The organism is Nocardia sp. BMG111209 (genome assembly GCF_000381925.1).
In the GTDB taxonomy this organism is placed as follows: domain Bacteria; phylum Actinomycetota; class Actinomycetes; order Mycobacteriales; family Mycobacteriaceae; genus Nocardia.
Map to the genome: position 1 here is coordinate 1102471 of NZ_KB907307.1, position 16552 is coordinate 1119022.

Annotated in this window: 16 protein-coding genes; 8 read left to right on the forward strand and 8 right to left on the reverse strand. The window is 70.1% G+C overall.

Annotated elements, in window-relative coordinates:
• The first annotated feature begins 144 nt into the window (after positions 1-144).
• The gene (locus G361_RS0104930) at positions 145-1080 is read left to right on the forward strand and encodes a hypothetical protein (RefSeq protein WP_019925944.1); all 936 of its coding nucleotides are present in this window, start codon (positions 145-147) and stop codon (positions 1078-1080) included.
• 189 nt (positions 1081-1269) lie between these two features.
• On the opposite strand, the gene G361_RS0104935 is transcribed toward G361_RS0104930, so the two are convergent.
• On the reverse strand, positions 1270-1779 hold the full coding sequence (locus G361_RS0104935) for a GtrA family protein (RefSeq protein WP_026342708.1): 510 nt from the start codon (positions 1777-1779) through the stop codon (positions 1270-1272).
• Positions 1780-1877: 98 nt separating this feature from the next.
• On the opposite strand from G361_RS0104935, the gene G361_RS0104940 reads away from it, so the two are divergent.
• The 4 genes from G361_RS0104940 (at position 1878) to G361_RS0104955 (ending at position 4838) form a co-directional block, all read left to right on the forward strand.
• On the forward strand, positions 1878-2660 hold the full coding sequence (locus tag G361_RS0104940; protein ID WP_019925946.1) for a helix-turn-helix domain-containing protein: 783 nt from the start codon (positions 1878-1880) through the stop codon (positions 2658-2660).
• Positions 2657-3529 (forward strand): fructosamine kinase family protein, encoded by an 873-nt coding sequence (locus G361_RS0104945; RefSeq protein ID WP_019925947.1) that lies wholly within the window; start codon positions 2657-2659, stop codon positions 3527-3529. Before G361_RS0104940 ends, G361_RS0104945 begins: the two co-directional genes overlap by 4 nt.
• A 227-nt stretch (positions 3530-3756) precedes the next feature.
• Complete coding sequence (locus tag G361_RS0104950) at positions 3757-4143, forward strand: VOC family protein (protein WP_026342710.1); 387 nt, start codon at positions 3757-3759, stop codon at positions 4141-4143.
• 203 nt (positions 4144-4346) lie between these two features.
• Positions 4347-4838, forward strand: coding sequence for a peptidylprolyl isomerase (locus tag G361_RS0104955; protein ID WP_019925949.1), 492 nt, complete (start codon positions 4347-4349; stop codon positions 4836-4838).
• 57 nt (positions 4839-4895) lie between these two features.
• Here the strand turns inward: G361_RS0104955 and G361_RS0104960 are convergent, their stop codons facing one another.
• The 3 genes from G361_RS0104960 to G361_RS0104970 are packed head-to-tail and all read right to left on the reverse strand — an operon-like array spanning position 4896 to position 8442.
• Entirely contained in the window at positions 4896-5390 is a 495-nt protein-coding gene (locus G361_RS0104960; protein ID WP_019925950.1) for a phosphoribosyltransferase, read from the reverse strand.
• 22 nt (positions 5391-5412) lie between these two features.
• On the reverse strand, positions 5413-6123 hold the full coding sequence (locus G361_RS0104965) for a metal-dependent hydrolase (RefSeq protein WP_019925951.1): 711 nt from the start codon (positions 6121-6123) through the stop codon (positions 5413-5415).
• Positions 6124-6168: 45 nt separating this feature from the next.
• Positions 6169-8442 carry a serine/threonine-protein kinase gene (locus tag G361_RS0104970; RefSeq protein ID WP_019925952.1) on the reverse strand — a complete coding sequence of 758 codons (2274 nt, stop codon included), beginning with the start codon at positions 8440-8442 and terminating at the stop codon, positions 6169-6171.
• 161 nt (positions 8443-8603) lie between these two features.
• Between G361_RS0104970 and G361_RS0104975 the strand changes: the two genes are divergently transcribed.
• Both G361_RS0104975 and G361_RS0104980 read left to right on the forward strand, forming a co-directional pair.
• The gene (locus tag G361_RS0104975; protein WP_019925953.1) at positions 8604-9344 is read left to right on the forward strand and encodes an SCO6745 family protein; all 741 of its coding nucleotides are present in this window, start codon (positions 8604-8606) and stop codon (positions 9342-9344) included.
• 101 nt (positions 9345-9445) lie between these two features.
• The gene (locus tag G361_RS0104980) at positions 9446-9910 is read left to right on the forward strand and encodes a DUF4231 domain-containing protein (protein ID WP_019925954.1); all 465 of its coding nucleotides are present in this window, start codon (positions 9446-9448) and stop codon (positions 9908-9910) included.
• Positions 9911-10462: 552 nt separating this feature from the next.
• Here the strand turns inward: G361_RS0104980 and G361_RS51410 are convergent.
• The 3 genes from G361_RS51410 to G361_RS0104995 form a co-directional block, all read right to left on the reverse strand.
• Positions 10463-10954, reverse strand: coding sequence for an ureidoglycolate lyase (locus tag G361_RS51410; RefSeq protein ID WP_019925955.1), 492 nt, complete (start codon positions 10952-10954; stop codon positions 10463-10465).
• A gap of 140 nt (positions 10955-11094) precedes the next feature.
• Positions 11095-12348 carry an MFS transporter gene (locus G361_RS0104990; RefSeq protein WP_019925956.1) on the reverse strand — a complete coding sequence of 418 codons (1254 nt, stop codon included), beginning with the start codon at positions 12346-12348 and terminating at the stop codon, positions 11095-11097.
• A 323-nt stretch (positions 12349-12671) separates the two neighbouring features.
• Entirely contained in the window at positions 12672-14240 is a 1569-nt protein-coding gene (locus G361_RS0104995; protein ID WP_019925957.1) for a serine/threonine-protein kinase, read from the reverse strand.
• Positions 14241-15136: 896 nt separating this feature from the next.
• Here G361_RS0104995 and G361_RS0105000 point away from each other — a divergent pair.
• Entirely contained in the window at positions 15137-15373 is a 237-nt protein-coding gene (locus G361_RS0105000; protein WP_155981308.1) for a hypothetical protein, read from the forward strand.
• A gap of 66 nt (positions 15374-15439) precedes the next feature.
• Here the strand turns inward: G361_RS0105000 and G361_RS0105005 are convergent, their stop codons facing one another.
• Positions 15440-16378 (reverse strand): TAXI family TRAP transporter solute-binding subunit, encoded by a 939-nt coding sequence (locus G361_RS0105005; protein ID WP_019925959.1) that lies wholly within the window; start codon positions 16376-16378, stop codon positions 15440-15442.
• Between the last annotated feature and the right edge of the window lie 174 nt (positions 16379-16552).

Genomic DNA, 16552 nt, shown 5'->3' on the forward strand with positions numbered 1-16552 from the left:
TGCCCGAATCCGATGCGAGCGTGCGGCTTTCATAGCGCATTGACATCGGCGCCGATCTGCCGCACACTCGTCACAGGATCCGGGGCGCTGTCCATCCCGGCGCAACCGGACCGGCATATCGGCGAAAGCTGATGGGGGACAACGATGTCCGGTGATGACGACAACCAGCCCGCGGCACGCGGCGAGGACCCATCGACCCCCGACGGCACCGGAATACCCACACCGCCAACCACTTCCGGCCCACTGGCTGGCGACCCCGCCCTCGCCGGCCTGAATATCCGCCCCGGACAGCGCATCCGGGTCCTGGCCACCTGGCTGTGGTGGCGCCTGGACGACCGGCAGCGCCACGGGCTCGGCCACGCCGACCTCGTCCGCACCCTCCGCCTCGGCCTGTCCGCCGAAACCCTGGCCCGCGCCACCCTGCCGGGCAGACCCCTCTCCGGAGACCGCCCCGGCCGAGTCACCCTGCCCCGCGCCGGATTTCCGTCCGATCGAGCCACCCCGCCCGATCCGGCCATGTCGGCCGACACCGTCCCCTCGGCCCATCACGACGACCCGGGTGACCCTGTACGGGCTGATCGCCACAGTCCCGCGAGCCGGAACGGCAACGGTCGACCCGCCGGCCACACCGGTATCGGAGACTCAGCCGGTCCCGAAAACCTGCTGGCCGAGCTGCTCGCCGCGACCGGCGTCGATGCGATCCCTACCCCGCTGCGCTCGGCCGTCGCCCTGGCCGCCCGGCTGCCCGCTGCGGCCGTCGACCGCCGGCTATGTCACCTCGTCGCCGATCTCCTCGGCGAATCACCCACTCGGGCAACCGGATCCGGGCTGCGACTGCGCGCGGCCCTGCGGCACCTCGACCGCACTCGCACCCAACTCGTCGCACGCACCGTCACCGGGGACCCGATCGCCGACGCGCTGCACGGCTGGATGCTGGCCGCGCTCACCGCCGCTGCCTGCGCGGTCGCGGCCGATCCCGAACGGCATCGCAGCACCGGACTCGTCCCGCCCGGACCGGTCATCCACGACCATCGCTCGGCGCCGCTACCGGCGCTCGCAAGCACACCCGCCACCCGCTGAGCACACGCACCCGCCACCCGCTGAGCACACGCACGCGCCACCCGCTGAGCACACCCACGCGCCCGCTCGGCACACCCGGCGCCGCTGAGCACATCCGGCGCCCGCTGAGCAGATCAGAGCCCGTTGGGCTGGTCAGAGCCTGCTGGGCTGGTCAGGGCCTGCTGAGCGGATCAGGGCCCGCTGCGCGGCTCAGAGCACGTCGATGTCCTCGACGCGCAGCTGGTCCGGGAACACATAGCGCCGCAACGCCCAGAACCGGAACGCCATCGCCAGCAGTACGCCGAGGATCTGCCCGGTCACGAAATTCGACACCGCCTGCGTAGTGGCACTCACATGCGGCACCCGGATGTGGAACAGGTACAGCGCCACCGCCTGCGGGATCAGCGTCACCACGATCGCCAGCGCGCTCACCGCGAAGAACAACGCCGCCTCGTGATGCCGCCGCCGCCCCCCACGGCCGCTGAACGACCACTCCCGATTGAGGACGTACGAGACGACCGTCGCGACCAGCACGCCGAGCGCACGAGCGGTCAACGGCTTGTCCTGCAGCACCGTGAGCTTCAGGCCGTAGACCGTGCCCGTATCGACGAACCAGGTGATCCCACCCACGATCGCGAACTTCATCAGCTCGGAATGCCGGATCAGGGCGGCGCGATAACCGGCCGGAAGCCGGTCGAGCACAGGTTGTACCAGTGACACGCCCCCACCATAACCGTCACCGGCCGTCCCGGCACTCACTCGACGGCATTACCTCCCAGGTCATTGTTCCGCGCACGGGCTGTTCCTACGATCACGGGATGCACAGCCCGACCGCGGGAGATCTGCTGCGCCACTGGCGCACCACCCGCCGCCTCAGCCAACTGGAGCTCGCCGGCCGCGCCGACACGTCCGCCCGACACCTCAGCTTCATCGAAACCGGACGCGCAACCCCCAGCCGGCAGATGATCCTGCACCTGTCCGACAACCTGGACATCCCACTGCGCGAACGCAATCGACTGCTGCTGGCCGCCGGCTTCGCACCCGTCTACGCCGAACCCGACCTCGACACCACCGCCATGGCACCCGTCCGCACCGCGATCCGCCAGATCCTCACCGGGCACGAGCCCTATCCCGCCCTCGCCGTCGACATGCACTGGACGATGGTCGACGCCAACGCCGGCGCCGCGTTGTTTCTCGACGGCATCCCCGCCGACCTGCTCGCTCCGCCGGTGAACGCGCTGCGCCTGAGCCTGCACCCACGCGGCCTGGCCCCCCGGATCGCCAATCTCGCCGAGTGGCGCGGGCATCTGCTCGACCGCCTGCAACGGCAGATCGACGTCACCGGCTCGGCCGACGCCGCGGCGCTGTACGCCGAACTGAGCGCCTATCCCGGCGGCGCCGACCACACCGGTCTGCCCGAGCCGGATCAGGCCGTGGTGCCGCTGCGGCTGCGGCACGAGGACCGGGAGCTGTCGTTCCTGAGCGTCACCTCGGTCTTCGGGACCCCGATGAACATCACCGTCGCCGAACTGGCCATCGAATCGTTCTTCCCCGCCGACACCGCGACCGCGGACTATCTGCACGGCCGCGCGGGACGGTGACCGTGGCCGGCCCCGCCCCGACCGCTCGCCTGGAATCGCTGCTGGGCACGACGATCTCGGCCGTCACCGACCTCGGCCGGTCGCACGCCTGGACACTGCTGCGCGTCCGTACCGCCGACGGCCGCGACCTGTTCGTGAAAGCCGCAATCGGACACCATGATTCGGATGGCGTGCTGGACGCCGAGGCAGCCGGGCTGCGCTGGCTGGGCCGGGCCACACCCGACGGCCTCGTCCCGGCGGTCTCGGCCGCCGACTCCGGCCTCCTGGTGCTGCCGTGGCTGACCGAAACCGCACCCACCGCCGCGGCCGCGGAGCGGTTCGGCCGCGAACTCGCGGCATTGCACACCACCTCGCCGGAATATTTCGGCGCCGGATGGCCCGGCTGGATCGCGACTGTGCCGCAGGACAATCGGATCGAGACCGGAGCATGGGGCGACTGGTACGCGCGGCGGCGGCTCGCACCGCTGCTGCCGATCGCGGCACCGCGACTGGGGCCCGGGGGAGTGCGGACGGTCGAGCGCGTCCTGGCCGAGATCGATCGGCTGGCCGGTCCCGCCGAACCGCCGAGCCACATCCACGGCGATCTGTGGTCGGGCAACGTGCTGTGGACGGAATGCGGTGCGCGGCTGATCGATCCGGCCGCACACGGCGGCCATCGCGAGACCGACCTGGCCATGCTCGCCCTGTTCGGCGCACCCCACCTGGATCGGATCCTCGCCGCCTACCGCGAGGTCGCGCCGCCGGCCGCCGGCTGGCAGGAACGGGTTCCGCTGCACCAGCTGTATCCACTGCTGGTCCACGTGGTGCTGTACGGCGGCTCCTATGTCGGCCGGACGGTCGCCGCCGCGGCTGCGGCGCTGGGGGAGTAACCACCGCAGAGTGTTGCGGGAGCGCGTATTTCGCGAACTCTGCCGCACCGCTCGTCCGGTGGCGCGGGACCCGCCGGTCCGGACCTAAATTTGATGTGTCTATCTAGATATGCGCATCTACGCATTAATAAGCCGTCGTGTCCGACCCGGCGCACCGGCCGAAAAACACACAGGAGAGGAGGGGAGTGTCGACCGGTGACGGGTGTGTCGCCGACTACGTTCGGTACATGGACTTGCGGCGGATCCACCACGTGGCGATCATCGCCTCGGACTACCGGCGGTCGAAGGAGTTCTACACGGAGGTGCTCGGGCTGCGGGTGCTCGCGGAGCACTATCGGGCCGAACGCGACTCGTACAAGCTGGATCTCGCGCTTCCCGACGGCTCGCAGCTGGAGCTGTTCTCGTTCCCCGATCCGCCGGCGCGGCCGACGCGGCCGGAGGCGTGCGGGCTGCGGCACCTGGCCTTCGTGGTGGCGGACGTGGCCGCGGCGCTGGCCGAGCTGCAGGCCAGGGGAGTGTTGACCGAAGAGGTCAGGCTGGACGAGTACACGGGGAAGCGCTTCGGTTTCTTCGCCGATCCGGACGGCCTGCCGCTGGAGCTGTACGAGGAGTGATCACGGATTGTTACAATTTGGAAATGTGGATATGCGCATTGATGCATGTAACGCGCAGAAGTGCGTGTCGGAAGAGTTCCCAGCGCTCCGGTTCGAAAGAAGCAGAGAGGGGAAGGGGAGGGACCGGTCACGGGGTAGTTTCGTATTACCGCAGGCCATGAACTGTTGTCCGGGACCGGTTCCCGGTCCCATACGATGGCCGAATGACCAAAGTGCTGCTGAAGACTTCCGCCGGGGACATCACCCTGGAGCTCGATGAGGCGAAGGCGCCCAAGACCGTCGCCAACTTCGTCGATTACGTCCGGTCCGGCCACTACGCCGGGACCGTCTTCCATCGGGTGATCCCGAACTTCATGATCCAGGGTGGCGGCCTGACCGCCGACATGAAGCAGAAGCCGGCGCCGAATCGGGTGGAGAACGAGGCGAGCAACGGGCTGCGCAACGACAAGTACACCGTGGCGATGGCCCGCACGTCGGATCCGCATTCGGCCAGCGCGCAGTTCTTCATCAACACCTCGTCGAACGATTTCCTGAACTACCCGGGCCAGGACGGCTTCGGGTATGCGGTGTTCGGGCAGGTCGTCGACGGTGTCGAGGTGGTGGACTCGATCGAGGGTGTGCGGACCGGTTCGAAGGCAGGCCACCAGGACGTGCCGACCGAGGCGATCACGATCGTCGAGGCGCAGCTGATCTGAGTCGGTTCCGATGTCGTGTTCGGCGCTCGGCCTGCGGGCCGGGCGCCGGCGGCGTTTTCAGGCGTCGAGGACGCGGGGGCGGTGACGCGCCACGGGCGGCAATACCGACCAGGGGAAGTTGATCCAGCGGTCGGTGTGGCGCCAGACGTATTCGCAGGCGACCTCGGAGCGCGGCTTCTGGTAGACGACCGCACAGCGCACCTCGGCGACCTTGTCGCTGCAGAAGTCGCGCACGAGTTTCAGGGTCGCGCCGGTGTCCGCGACGTCGTCGGCGACCAGGACGCGGGCGCCGGCGAGGTCGACCGCGCTGGGGACCGGGGGCAGCATCACGGGCAGGTCGAGGCGCTGGTCGACGCCGGTGTAGAACTCGACGTTCATGACGTGCAGATTCTTCACGTCGAGGGCGTAGCCCAGGGCGCCCGCGACGAACAGTCCGCCGCGGGCGATGGAGAGGATGAGGTCCGGTTCGAAGCCGTCCGCGGCGACCTGCTCGGCGAGTTCCCGGCTGGCCGTGCCGAACAGGTCCCAGGTCAGTTCTTCGCGGTCGGCCATGCGGACTCCCTCGTGGTCTCGCTCAGGGATGATGGGTGATGGTGTACCAGAGCACCGCGAGCGTACCGGCCACGAACAACGGTGACAGCACCCAGGTTTCGAGCTTGTTGCCGGTGCGGCTGATGATCGGCACGGCGGTCCGGATCTTCAGCGGCCAGAACAGGCGGCAGCCGTGATCGGTGAGACAGTCGCCGAACAGGTGGACGAAGGCGCCGAGTCCGACGGAGAACGGTAACCAGGTCGGTTTGTCGGCGATCCACTGGTCCATGACGAACGTGCCGGCGGCGGCGAGGATGGCGACCGTGGCGTAGGAGCGGAAGCCCTCGCCGGGTGGGCACAGGTTCAGCGCGCGGACCGCGAGCGCCAGCAGGAAGAACACCAGGGCGAGGGTGAACCACCGTCCCAGCCAGTGCACACCGGCCCAGGTGCCGTAGGTGACGGCGGCGACGAAGGCGAACGAGTGGGTGGCGTGCCGGTGGCCGCCGGAGGCCCAGCTGATCGCCTTGCAGGCGGCGTGCGAAATCGGGCCCAGCACATGGGAAATGGTGCCCTCGGGATGGTCGGCGTCGGGCAGCAGCGCTGCGCCCGCGGTGAGGAAGGTGCCCATCACCAGATCGACGGTGCCGAGATGGCCACCGCTGACGATCGGGAAGGTGAGGTACGAAATTGGCAGTGCGGCAGCGGCTCCCGACCATGCGAGCGCGCCGCTCGTTGCGTGCGAATGTCCTAACATCGCCGACGAGCCTAGCCGATCTTGGTCGGCCGAATTCGGGATCGGTCAGGGATGTGGGTGTGGATCCATGATGCGTTCCAGCGCACGGAGATCCGACTCGAGCGAGTAGAAGGCGCGCAGCGCGATCGCGAAGCCGAACAGTCCGCCGACGCACAGTGCGATGATGGCGCCGATGACGGCCTGCTGCTGGCCGGCGGTGAGGAAGACCAGTCCGGCGGGGACGCCGATCAGCGGAACCGACGCGGCCACACCGAGATACCGGCGGCTGCGGCGGACGAGCCGGTGCAGCCCGTCGAGGTCGGCGGCGGTGGTGTGTCCGGCGGCGACCAATTGCGGGTAGTACCAGCGCAATACGAAGAAGGTGACCGGAAAGTAGGTGTAGGCCACCGCAACCGCTGCGGCGATGAGGTTGGAGGCGAGCAGGTCGGTGAGCAGTCCGGCCGGTAGCGGGCCGAGGGTGAGCAGCCGGGCGACCAGGATCGGCAGGGCCGCGATCCAGGCGGCGAAGGCGACGGCGGCGACGCGGTCACCGCAGGCCAGGGTGTCGCTGCGGGCGCGGGCGAGGGTGGCGGCGTCGAAGGTGCGGCCGCGGCGCAGCCCGTCGGGGACGAGGAAGACGCGGCGGCACCAGTAGAGCATGCCGGCGACGGCGATCGGGGCGGCGACGGCGGCGATGAACAGGCCGAGGCGGGCGATGTGCGCGGCGGCGTCGGCGCCGAGTTGCAGGCCGATGAGCCGGGTGTTGTGGGCGCTGAGGTACAGCCCGGCCAGTAGTTGCCCGAAGATGCTGGAGACGGTGACCACGGGCATGGGCCGGCGGCGCAGCCGGGCGCGCAGGCTGTGTGCGGGTGGGTCGACGAGGTCGCGGGCGGTGCGGTCCTGGCTGAGTTCGAGTTGCTGGGCGAGGTCGGCGCCGCGTTCGTAGCGGGCGGCGGGTTCGGGTGCGAGGCAGGTGAGCAGGGCGTGGCGCAGGACGGCGGGGGTGTCGGCGGGTAGTTCGGCGTGGAAGCGTGGTTCGACGGGCCGGTGGCGGCGTTCGATCATGGCCTGGAGGGTCTGCTCGGTTTCGCCGTCGCCGGCCTCGTCGTCGAAGGGGATTCGGCCGGTGAGCAGTTCCCAGAGCATGACGGCGAGGGCGTAGAGGTCGCTGCGGGTGTCGAGGTCGGCGGCGGAGGCGACGCGGGCGGGGTGGCAGGCGAGCAGTTGTTCCGGTGACATGTAGGGCAGGGATCCGCCGAAGTAGGCGACGGGGTTGGCGCCGGGCAGGTGGCGGCTGAAGCTGATGTTGAAGTCGGCGAGTTTGGGGTGGCCGTCGACGGTGAGCAGGACGTTGGCGGGTTTGATGTCGCGGTGCAGGACGCCGCGGCGGCCGGCGTAGTCGAGGGCGGTGGCGAGCCGGCTGCCCAGCCACGCAACGGTTTCCGGCCAGCTGAGGGTGCCGAGTTCGGTGCGGGTGGCCGAGGGTTGCGGTTCGAGGACGCCGCCGGTGACGGTGGCGGCGTCGACGGCCTCGAGCAGGGTGGCGCCGCTGCGGTGGGCCGGTGGGACGTGGCGCAGCAGTCGCAGGACGCCGAGCAGGGTGCCGCCCGGGATGTACTGCATGTACATGAGTTTCAGGTGCCGGTCGGCGAGGTGGCGCTGGTCGAAGACGCGGACGATGTGGTCGTGGTCGAGTTGGGCGAGGGTTTCGGGTTCGACGCCGCGGTCGTGGGAGATCTTCACGGCGACCAGGCGGCTCATGGTGCGCTGGCGGGCGAGGAATACCCGGGCGAAGGCGCCGCGGCCGAGGGGTAGCAGCAGGTCGAAGTCGTCGATGGTGGCGCCGGGGTCGATGGTGTCGAGGGCGTCGAGCGCGGTGGGGTCGGCGAGCACGGTGGTGGGGCCGGTGGCGCGGGTGCGGGTGCGGGTTTCGCCGGAGTGGACGGTGTGGCCGATGCGTGCCATCTGGGTGGGATAGTCGGCGTGGTATTCGTCGAGGTCGACGGCGGTGCGGCGGCTGCGGGCGGTGATCTCCTCGTAGACGAGGTCCGGGGGCAGGGCGGCGGCGTCGAGTTCGGGGAAGCGGTGGCGGTAGTCGGCGAGGCGGGGGGCGTCGTCGCTGCGCTGCCAGCGTTCGTGCAGGTCGATCTTGATGAGTTCGATGAGGGCGGTGCGGCGCAGGGCGGGTTCGGCCGGGAGGTGCGCGGACAGGTCCGGTGGGGTGGGGTCCGCGTGCCATCGTTCGGTGAAGCGGGCGACGACGGAGGTCAGTGCGGTCCGGGTGGCGGTCGCGCGGTCGATGTCGGGGCGTGGTGCGGCGGCATCGTGGTGGTCGTCCATTGTTGCTGCCCCGAACTGATCCGATACGGAAGTTTCCGCGCCCGGTCCTGAGGATAGGCGATCGCCGGGGCCGGGGTGATCCGTTCCGCTCGGGCTGGCTGGCATTAGCGTGCGATAGCGAGCTATGCTTCGGCCGTCTTCGTCGTGGAAGGGAGTTCGTCGTGTCGGTGGTGGCGGCGGTGAAGGATCCGATTCAGCGGATCGGTGGCTCGTTCATGTTCTCGCGGGAGGCGCGGAAGTACGGCGAGTCGACCGGGGTGCCGGGGTTCATCGGCCCGTACGCGCGGGGGCGTGGCGGTGTGCTCGGTGAGGTGGACGCGGATGTGGTGGTCGCGGCGTTCGGGTTCCTGGCGCCGGAAACGGTTCGGGCGGCGTGGAATTCGGTGACCGTGCCGGCGGCGGAGGCGGCCGCGGCGTATCTGGGCGCCTGTCAGGATTTCGGGCGGCGCAAGCTGGCCGGTTTCGCCGGCGCCGAACCGCTGGCGGAGCTGTTGCAGGCGGTGGCCGGGGCGGCCGAGGTGCCCGGGGTGCCGTTGTTCGCGGGCTGGCGGGCGTTGCCGGCGGCCGCGGATGCCCCCGCGCGGGTGTCGCAGTACGCGCATGTGTTGCGGGAGTTGCGCGGTGGGTTGCATCTGATGGCGGTGCTCAGCGCGGGCCTGGCGCCGTTGCAGGCGGTGTTGATCTCGGGGTCGCCGTTGAGTGCCGGGCCGGTGCAGGCGCGGGCATTCGGGTGGGTGGAGCCGTTCGAGGAGATCACCGACGAGGTCCGGGCCCGGTGGGAGGCCGCGGAGGCGGTGACCGATGCGCTGATCGCGCCCGCGTTCGAGGTGCTCGGCGCCGACGGCGGTGCGGAGTTGGTGCGGCTGCTGGGTGCGGCGGAGCAGCAGCTGTTCGCGCGCTGATCGGCCGGGTTGCCGGTGGTCCGGGACGGCAAGCGCGGCAGCGGTTTCGGTGACAGACTGAGCGCGTGTCCTCATCGTCACCCCGTAGCCAGGTCGATGCCATGACCGCCGCGATCGCCTGGGACGGGCTGAGCCCGGCGTTCCGTTCCTTCTGGGATTCCACCTACAGCCGGGACGCGGCGGTGGCGCGCGTACTGGCGGGTCGGTTCCGCAGCTGGGGTCAGATCCTGCGGTTCGTCGCGCTGGGTGCGAGTGCGGTGGTGACGGCGCTGGCGGGTTTCGACGGCAGCATGATCCGGATCGCGACCGCGCTGGCCGGTGGGGTGGCGGTGGTGGCGACCGGTACACCCGGCATCTTCCGGGTGGATCAGCGGGTGGTGGTCAACCGCCGGATAGAGCAGGCGCTGCTGGCGGAGGGGTGGATGTTCGTCGCCGGGGCGGGTGCCTATGCCGGTGGGCCGAATCCGGCGAATGCCACAGCGTTCGTGACGAGCGTGGAGAAGATGTTGTCGGACTACGCCGCGGAGTACACCCAGCACATCGATCCGGCGCCGAGCCAGTCCTGATCCGGTTCCGCGGGCCGCGGGTGCGGACGGGTTCCGATCTGCCGGTGAGTGAGTCTGCGCGGCCGGGCTTTTCGTCGTGAGCGGTTGTGGCGCGACGCAACAGCACTCAGCGATTCGTCGCCTCCCGGGGGTGTCGCGACGCCATCCCGATGTACTGGCTGATGGGGAAGGCGACCCGTGCGGGTCGGTAGGACACCGCTGAGGCGGTGTACGGCGGCCTTGCCTCGAGGCCGGGGAAGGGCCTCCGAGCGGCGTTAGTTGACATAATATCAATTATCGGTAGTTTGGGGCCGGGTGGGGAAGGGGTTGAACTTCACTGTGCGCCATGGTTGTTGGCGTGTGTGGTGCGCTGGGGCCCTGGCCGGGTGGCGGGCTCCGTCGTTTCGGTATGAGCGTGGGTCGTAGCGGGCCCGCGTGTGCAACGGCGTGCTGGCGTCGGGGTGCTGGGTTGTCGGCATCGATCATCTGGCTTCTATTGGGAATAGCCAGATTTGGTGTGATCCGTAGTGTTCGCATGGCGCCGTGTGCGCGTGACGCACGGGTTGAGCTGAGTCAGCTGATGTCGACGACTATCCGGAGGCCGAGTTCGCGGTCGAAGTGGTAGGTGTCGTGGTCGGCGGTGTTGGTGTCGGTCAGTTCGAGGTTCGCGAAATTCATTGCGGGGTCGGTGAAGAACGGTCCGGCGTGCCAGGTGCCTTTCGTCAGTGTGACGGCAACGCCGCCGGGTATGCGGAAGGCTCGAATGTCCGCGACGGTGGGGACGTCGCGGTCGGGTGGGGCGACGGCGAGGAACCATTCGCCGGCGTCGGCGCTCATGAGGGTCTGGGTGCTGCGCCGGTGGCGGGTGATGCCGGTGAAGGCGGGCTTCCGGTCCTCGAGTCGCATGATGTAGAACCGCGGGGTGCCGGCGGTGAGGTCGAGGGTGGATTCGGCGGGGCCGGACGCGGGGGCGTCGGGGGTGGCGGTGACCACTGTCCCGAAGGGGGCGAAATTCTCGGAAGTGATGTTCTCGCAACCGATTTCGGCGACGGATGGGGAATCCAACGGGGCGTCCTCCGGATCGGAAACGTGGGCGGCGCCCTCAGTCGAACACGCGGGGCACGCGGGCGGCAACCGGGACGGTCCGCGCGGTACCGGGTTGTGATGCCGGGCGGGCCGGTACCGCGCGGACGGTGGGTGTGCGTCTATCGCACCACTTCCAGTTCGCCGGTGTGGGGTACCTCGGTGCCGCGGAGGGAGGCGCCGGCGGTTTCGCGGAGGAAGGTCCAGGCGATCAGGCCGATCAGGCAGGCGGCGACCATGTAGTAGGCCGGGAACAGGGTCCAGTGGGTGCGGTCGATGACCCATTCGTTGAGCAGCGGGGCGGTGCCGCCGAAGACCGCGGTGGCGACGTTGTAGGACAGGGCGAATCCGGCCTGGCGGACGTGGGTCGGGAAGATCGCCGGGAAGGTGGCGGAGATCGTGGACAGCTGCGGCACGTACAGCAGGCCCAGGACCACGAAACCGGTGATCGCCCAGCCGGTCGCCTTCCCCATCAGCCAGTACATCGGGATGGCGAGGACCGCGAGGCCGACCAGCGAGACCAGCCACATCGGGCGGCGGCCGAAATAGTCGGACAGGCCGCCGGACAACGGCAGGACCAGGGCCATCACCAGCTGGCCGATCAGCACCATCTCCGTGGTGCGGGAATCGCTGATGCCGATGGTGCCGTGCAGGTAGGTCGGCATGTAGGCCAGCAGCGTGTAGTTGACGACGTTGAGGGCGACGACCAGGCCGGCGAGGGTGAGCAGTTCGCGGCGGTAGTCGGTGATCAGGGTGATCAGGCCGCCGCGGGGATGGTCGTGTTCGGCGATCTCGGTGAACACCGGCGATTCGTCCAGGCGCGAACGCAGGTACCAGCCGACCAGGCCCAGCGGCACGGCCAGCAGGAACGGGATCCGCCAGCCCCAGGACTGCATCTGGGCGTCGGTCAGCGCCACCTGCATCAGCAGCACGATCGCCGAGCCGCCGATGAAACCCCACAGGGTGCCGAATTCGAGGAAGCTGCCGAGGAAGCCGCGGCGGCGGTCGTCGACGCTCTCGGCGAGATAGGTTGCCGCGCCGCCGTATTCACCGCCGGTGGAGAAGCCCTGGATGACGCGCAGGCTGATCAGCAGGATCGGGGCGCCGACGCCGATCGCGGAATGGCTGGGGATCAGGCCGATCAGGCCGGTGGCGCCGGCCATCAGCAGGATCGTGGTGGCCAGGATCGTCTTGCGGCCGACGCGGTCGCCGAGCGGGCCCCACACCATGCCGCCGAGCGGGCGCAGCAGGAACGAGACCGCGAAACCGAGCAGGGTGCCGAGGGTGCCCAGATGGCCGGGGAAGAACGCGTCGGTCAGATAGGTGGCGGTGGCCGCGTAGACACCGTAGTCGTACCATTCCGTCGCGTTACCCATGGCTGCGGCGGCAACGGATCGTCGTTGCTGTCCTTGCTGGTCGGTGTTGCTCACACGCCCTCCTCTGCCCTGTATATCCGGAGATAGCTGGCGTTGGAGATAATTACCCTCCGGCGGGTGTCATAAACAATTCCGGCCGGTGGGAGCCCTGTTTTCCGGGGGCGCTGCCTGCGATTACGTGCTGGATGCGGGCTGCGATTCGAATGGCTCTCCCCCGATATCGCGTGGCGGTCATGAATTCGCAATACGAGTACTGGGTGATTGCCGCATGCGTCATGGGATCGCAATGAATAGTGTGTGGAATGCGGGGAAAGGCGCGGTGTTCAGTGGCGGTGCAGGGTTCCGGTGACGTCGCCGAATATTCCTGTCATCGTGTAGGTCGCGGTGCCGTCGGCGTTCACCTGGACGGTGGAGGGTTTGCCGTCGTCGTCGCATCCCGAGCCGGCGGTGAGGCGGGCGCGCAGGGTGATGTCGGCGGCGCCGACCGCGGCGAGGGTCTCCGCGCGCGAGCAGGTCTGCTTGCTGACCATCCCGGTGTTGCTGGCGGTGCCCAGTTCGTCGCCGACGCGGCCCGCTTTCAGGTCGAGCTGGATGGCGAAGGTGGCCAGGCCGTCGGAGGCGTTGCCGGTCCAGGACCCGACGTAGGCGGCAGGCAGCGTCGCCGAGCCCGGCGCGACCGCCGCGGACGAGGCGCGGCCGGTGGTGGCGCCGGTGCGGGGCGCCACGGTCGTGGTGGTGGCCGCGGCGGGCTGTGGTGAGTTGTGGTGGGCGAGGACGACCGTCACGGCGGTCGCGGTGGCGGCGACGGCGACCAGGCCCGCGGCGAGGGCGATCGGCAGCGCGAGGTTGCGGCGCGCGGGTGCGGGACGGTCGTGGCGCACCGTCGGCGCGAATCGGGACGGGTCCGGATACGGTGCCGGCGGGTAGTGCGGGGGCGGCGTCATCGGGTGCGGACCGGACGGGTAGCGGGTCGCGGTGACCGGTGCGTCGATCGGCAGTGCGGTGGCCTCCAGATCGAGCAGGGTGATCGCGCGGCGGCTGATGTCCTCGAGGACCGGCGCCGGCAGCCAGCCCGTGGCGCCGTTCCCGGTCAGGGCGGCGAAGCGGTCGGCGAGTTCGGTGGCGGTGGGCCGGCGGGCGGGATCCTTGGCCAGGCAGGCGGCGACGATCGGACGCAGACCGTCGGGTACCGCGTCCAGGCGCGGTTCCTCCTGGACCACCCGCCACAGCATGCTGATCGAGTCGCCGTCGCCGAACGGGCCGGTGCCGCCGGCGGCGTACACGAGCAGGCCGCCGAGGGCGAACACGTCCGAGGGCGGTCCGACCGGCGGGTCGCCGGTGATCTGCTCGGGGCACATGTAGCCGGGGGAACCGATCACCTTGCCGGTGGTGGTGAGGGCGCTGTCGTCGGCGGCGCGGGCGATCCCGAAGTCGATCACCTTCGGGCCGTCGATGGCCAGCAGCACGTTCGACGGTTTCAGGTCGCGGTGGATCAGGCCGGTGGCGTGGATCTCGACCAGAGCGCGGGCCAGGCCCGCGGCCAGCGGCAACAGCGACGAATCCGGTAACGGCCCGTAGTTCTCGACGGCCTCGCGCAGTGACAGGCCCGCGATGAAACCGGTGGCCAGCCACGGTCGGGCGGTGTCGACGTCGGCGTCGAGGACGGGCACGGTGTAGCGGCCCTGGACGCGGCGCGCGGCGACGACCTCGCGGTGGAACCGGGTGCGGAACTCGGGGTCGTCGGACAGATCCGGGCGGACCACCTTCACCGCGACCGTGCGGCCACCGCCGGTGCGGCCGAGGTAGACCCGTCCCATGCCGCCGACGCCGAGCACACCGAGTAATCGGTAGGGGCCGATGGCGGTCGGGTCGTCGGATTCCAGCGGCCGCATGAGTGTTCGTCCTTCCGGTGTCCACGCCTCGGCGTCGCCGCCGATTGCCTGTGATCCCACACGAGTCGGCCGGGAATGCGCAACCCGGCGAAAACCGCTGCCACTCCCCTCGTTTCGGCATCACCGTGCCGTGGTCCCGGCACCGGGGACATCGCGGGTATCGCGCGGGACGCAACACGCCGCGGGCCTGGGGTGAGACGTGTCATAGCCGGTGATCCGGCACGACCGGAAACCGTCGAACGTCCGGCTCGCCATCGACGGCCCGAATCGGCGGCCCGACGATGATCGACTTCGGGATCGCCCGGTGGTCGGCCGATCCGGACGGGCACAGCCGCGCGGTGTGCGAAACCGCCCTGCGGAACGCGGCACATCACGTCGGCTTGTCTCGGTGTGGCAGCGGCTCACTTCGCCGCGTACGAGTTCAGGCGGATCGTCGACACGGTGACCGGCTGGTGGGCAGCCGCCCTTCGAGGCAGCGCGGAGTCTCGGAGCAGCGCGGCGTCGGGGTGGTCGGCCGGTTCACCGCGGTGACGGCAACGATGAGTACGCCCGGTGCCTGACGAGTGCGCCCGATATCGACGGGTGCTCTCGGGTATCGACGAGTGCGCCCCGGCAACGACGAGTGCGCCCGATGTCGGGGAGCGCTGGGGAGCCGTCGGTGCTGTGCGCGGGTGTTCGCGTGGCGTTGTAACAGGTTGGGGTGCACGGCGATTCGACGGAGGTCAGGGGTAGCGCGCGGAATGGGGATGCCGATGTCGGATCGACGGAGGTCACGGGGAGCAGGTCGAGCGGAGGTGCCGGTTCCGGATCAACGGAGATCGGTGGAAGCAGGTCGAGCGGGGGTGCCGCTTCCGGATCTACAGAGATTGAGGGAAGCGGGCCGGGCGGGGATGTCGGTGCCGGGTCGGCGGTTGGGGGCGGGTGGGGCGCGGACGCCGTGGTGGCGGATCGCGGTGGCGGCGTCCGCGGCGGTGTTGTTCGTGGTGGTCGGGTTGCTGGTGGCGTTCCGGGTGCCGCCTGCCGCGGCTCCGGCGCCGGATGAGCGGCCGATTGTGCCGTTGCCCGCGGTCACCTCGCTGTTGCCTGCGCCGCCGGTGGCCGGTGTGCCTGCGGATCGGCCGCAGCCGTGGTGAACGCGGCCGCAGCCGTGGGAAAGGGTTGCAGCCGTGGTGAAGAGGTTGCCCTCGGTCGCGTCGTGGTCAGCCGTGGTGACGGCGGTAGACGCGGGCGGCGCCGGGGTGCAGGGGTAGGTCGCTGGTGGCGATGAGGCTGCGGATGTCGAGGAATTGGGTGCCGGTGGCTTCGGTGGGGACCAGGCGGTCGGCGTGGGTGAGCAGGAGTTCGGTGAGGGCGGCGGCGGTGGCGGCGGGGAGGTCGGCGGTGGTGACCAGGAGGTTGGCGACGCCGATGGTGCGGATCGCGGGGGCGCCGGGGTAGGTGTCGGCGGCGATGACGACCAGGTCGTAGTAGTAGCCGTAGCGGTCGTGCAGGGCGCCGGCGAAGTCGCCGAGGTCCAGCAGGCGCAGGGTGTGCGGTACGTCGAGGACGGTGGTGGGGACGCCGCCGGCCCACAGCAGTGCGTCGGCGGTGCCGGTGGCGATGGCGGTGACCGCGTCCTGCAGTGGCAGATGGGTGACGGTGAGGTCGGTGCCGGGTTCCAGGCCGGCGATGCGCAGGATCCGTTCGCCGGTGAAGGTGGCGCCGGAGCCGGGAGCGCCGAGGCTGATGCGGGTGCCGCGCAGGTCGGCGACGGTGTGCAGGTCGGAGTCGGCGCCGACGGCCAGTTGCAGGTAGTTCTCGTAGACGCGGCCGATGGCGAGCAGGTGGTCGGGACGGTCGGCGACGGTGTCGGTGAGGGTGAGGGCGGCCTCGGCGTCGCCGCGGGTCAGCAGGTCCAGGTTGGCCACCGATCCGGTGGTGGTGACCGGTTGGATGCGCAGGGTGCCGGCGTCGGCGGCCGCGGCGGCCAGCAGCAGGCTGAACGCGTGGTAGAAGCCGCCGACCTCGCCGGCGGCCAGCCGGATCAGCGGTGGGCCGCCGCCGGTGCAGCCGGTGGCGGCGAGGGCCGCGGCGGTGGCGGCCGCGCCGAGGAAGGTGCGGCGGCCGATCATGCCGACGTCCGGGTGGCGGCCGATCATGCGGCGTCCCGGCTCTGCCCGATCGTGCCGGTGCTTCGGCGATTCATGATCGTGCCGGTGTCCCGGCGGTTCACGTTCATGCCGGTCCCCCGGCGGTGGGGCCGATCGTGCCGGTCCCCCAGCGGTTCACGATCGTGCCGGTGCTTCGGGCGGTTCACGTTCATGCCGGTCCCC

Excerpts from the sequence above, each read along its gene's own strand:
- G361_RS0104930 (WP_019925944.1), top strand. The coding sequence starts at position 145 with ATGTCCGGTGATGACGACAACCAGCCCGCGGCACGCGGCGAGGACCCA.
- G361_RS0104955 (WP_019925949.1), top strand. The coding sequence starts at position 4,347 with ATGACCAAAGTGCTGCTGAAGACTTCCGCCGGGGACATCACCCTGGAG.
- G361_RS0104970 (WP_019925952.1), bottom strand. The coding sequence starts at position 8,442 with ATGGACGACCACCACGATGCCGCCGCACCACGCCCCGACATCGACCGC.
- G361_RS0105005 (WP_019925959.1), bottom strand. The coding sequence starts at position 16,378 with ATGATCGGCCGCCACCCGGACGTCGGCATGATCGGCCGCCGCACCTTC.
- G361_RS0104940 (WP_019925946.1), top strand. The coding sequence starts at position 1,878 with ATGCACAGCCCGACCGCGGGAGATCTGCTGCGCCACTGGCGCACCACC.
- G361_RS0104995 (WP_019925957.1), bottom strand. The coding sequence starts at position 14,240 with ATGCGGCCGCTGGAATCCGACGACCCGACCGCCATCGGCCCCTACCGA.
- G361_RS0104965 (WP_019925951.1), bottom strand. The coding sequence starts at position 6,123 with ATGTTAGGACATTCGCACGCAACGAGCGGCGCGCTCGCATGGTCGGGA.
- G361_RS0104960 (WP_019925950.1), bottom strand. The coding sequence starts at position 5,390 with ATGGCCGACCGCGAAGAACTGACCTGGGACCTGTTCGGCACGGCCAGC.
- G361_RS0104980 (WP_019925954.1), top strand. The coding sequence starts at position 9,446 with ATGACCGCCGCGATCGCCTGGGACGGGCTGAGCCCGGCGTTCCGTTCC.
- G361_RS0104990 (WP_019925956.1), bottom strand. The coding sequence starts at position 12,348 with ATGGGTAACGCGACGGAATGGTACGACTACGGTGTCTACGCGGCCACC.
- G361_RS0104950 (WP_026342710.1), top strand. The coding sequence starts at position 3,757 with ATGGACTTGCGGCGGATCCACCACGTGGCGATCATCGCCTCGGACTAC.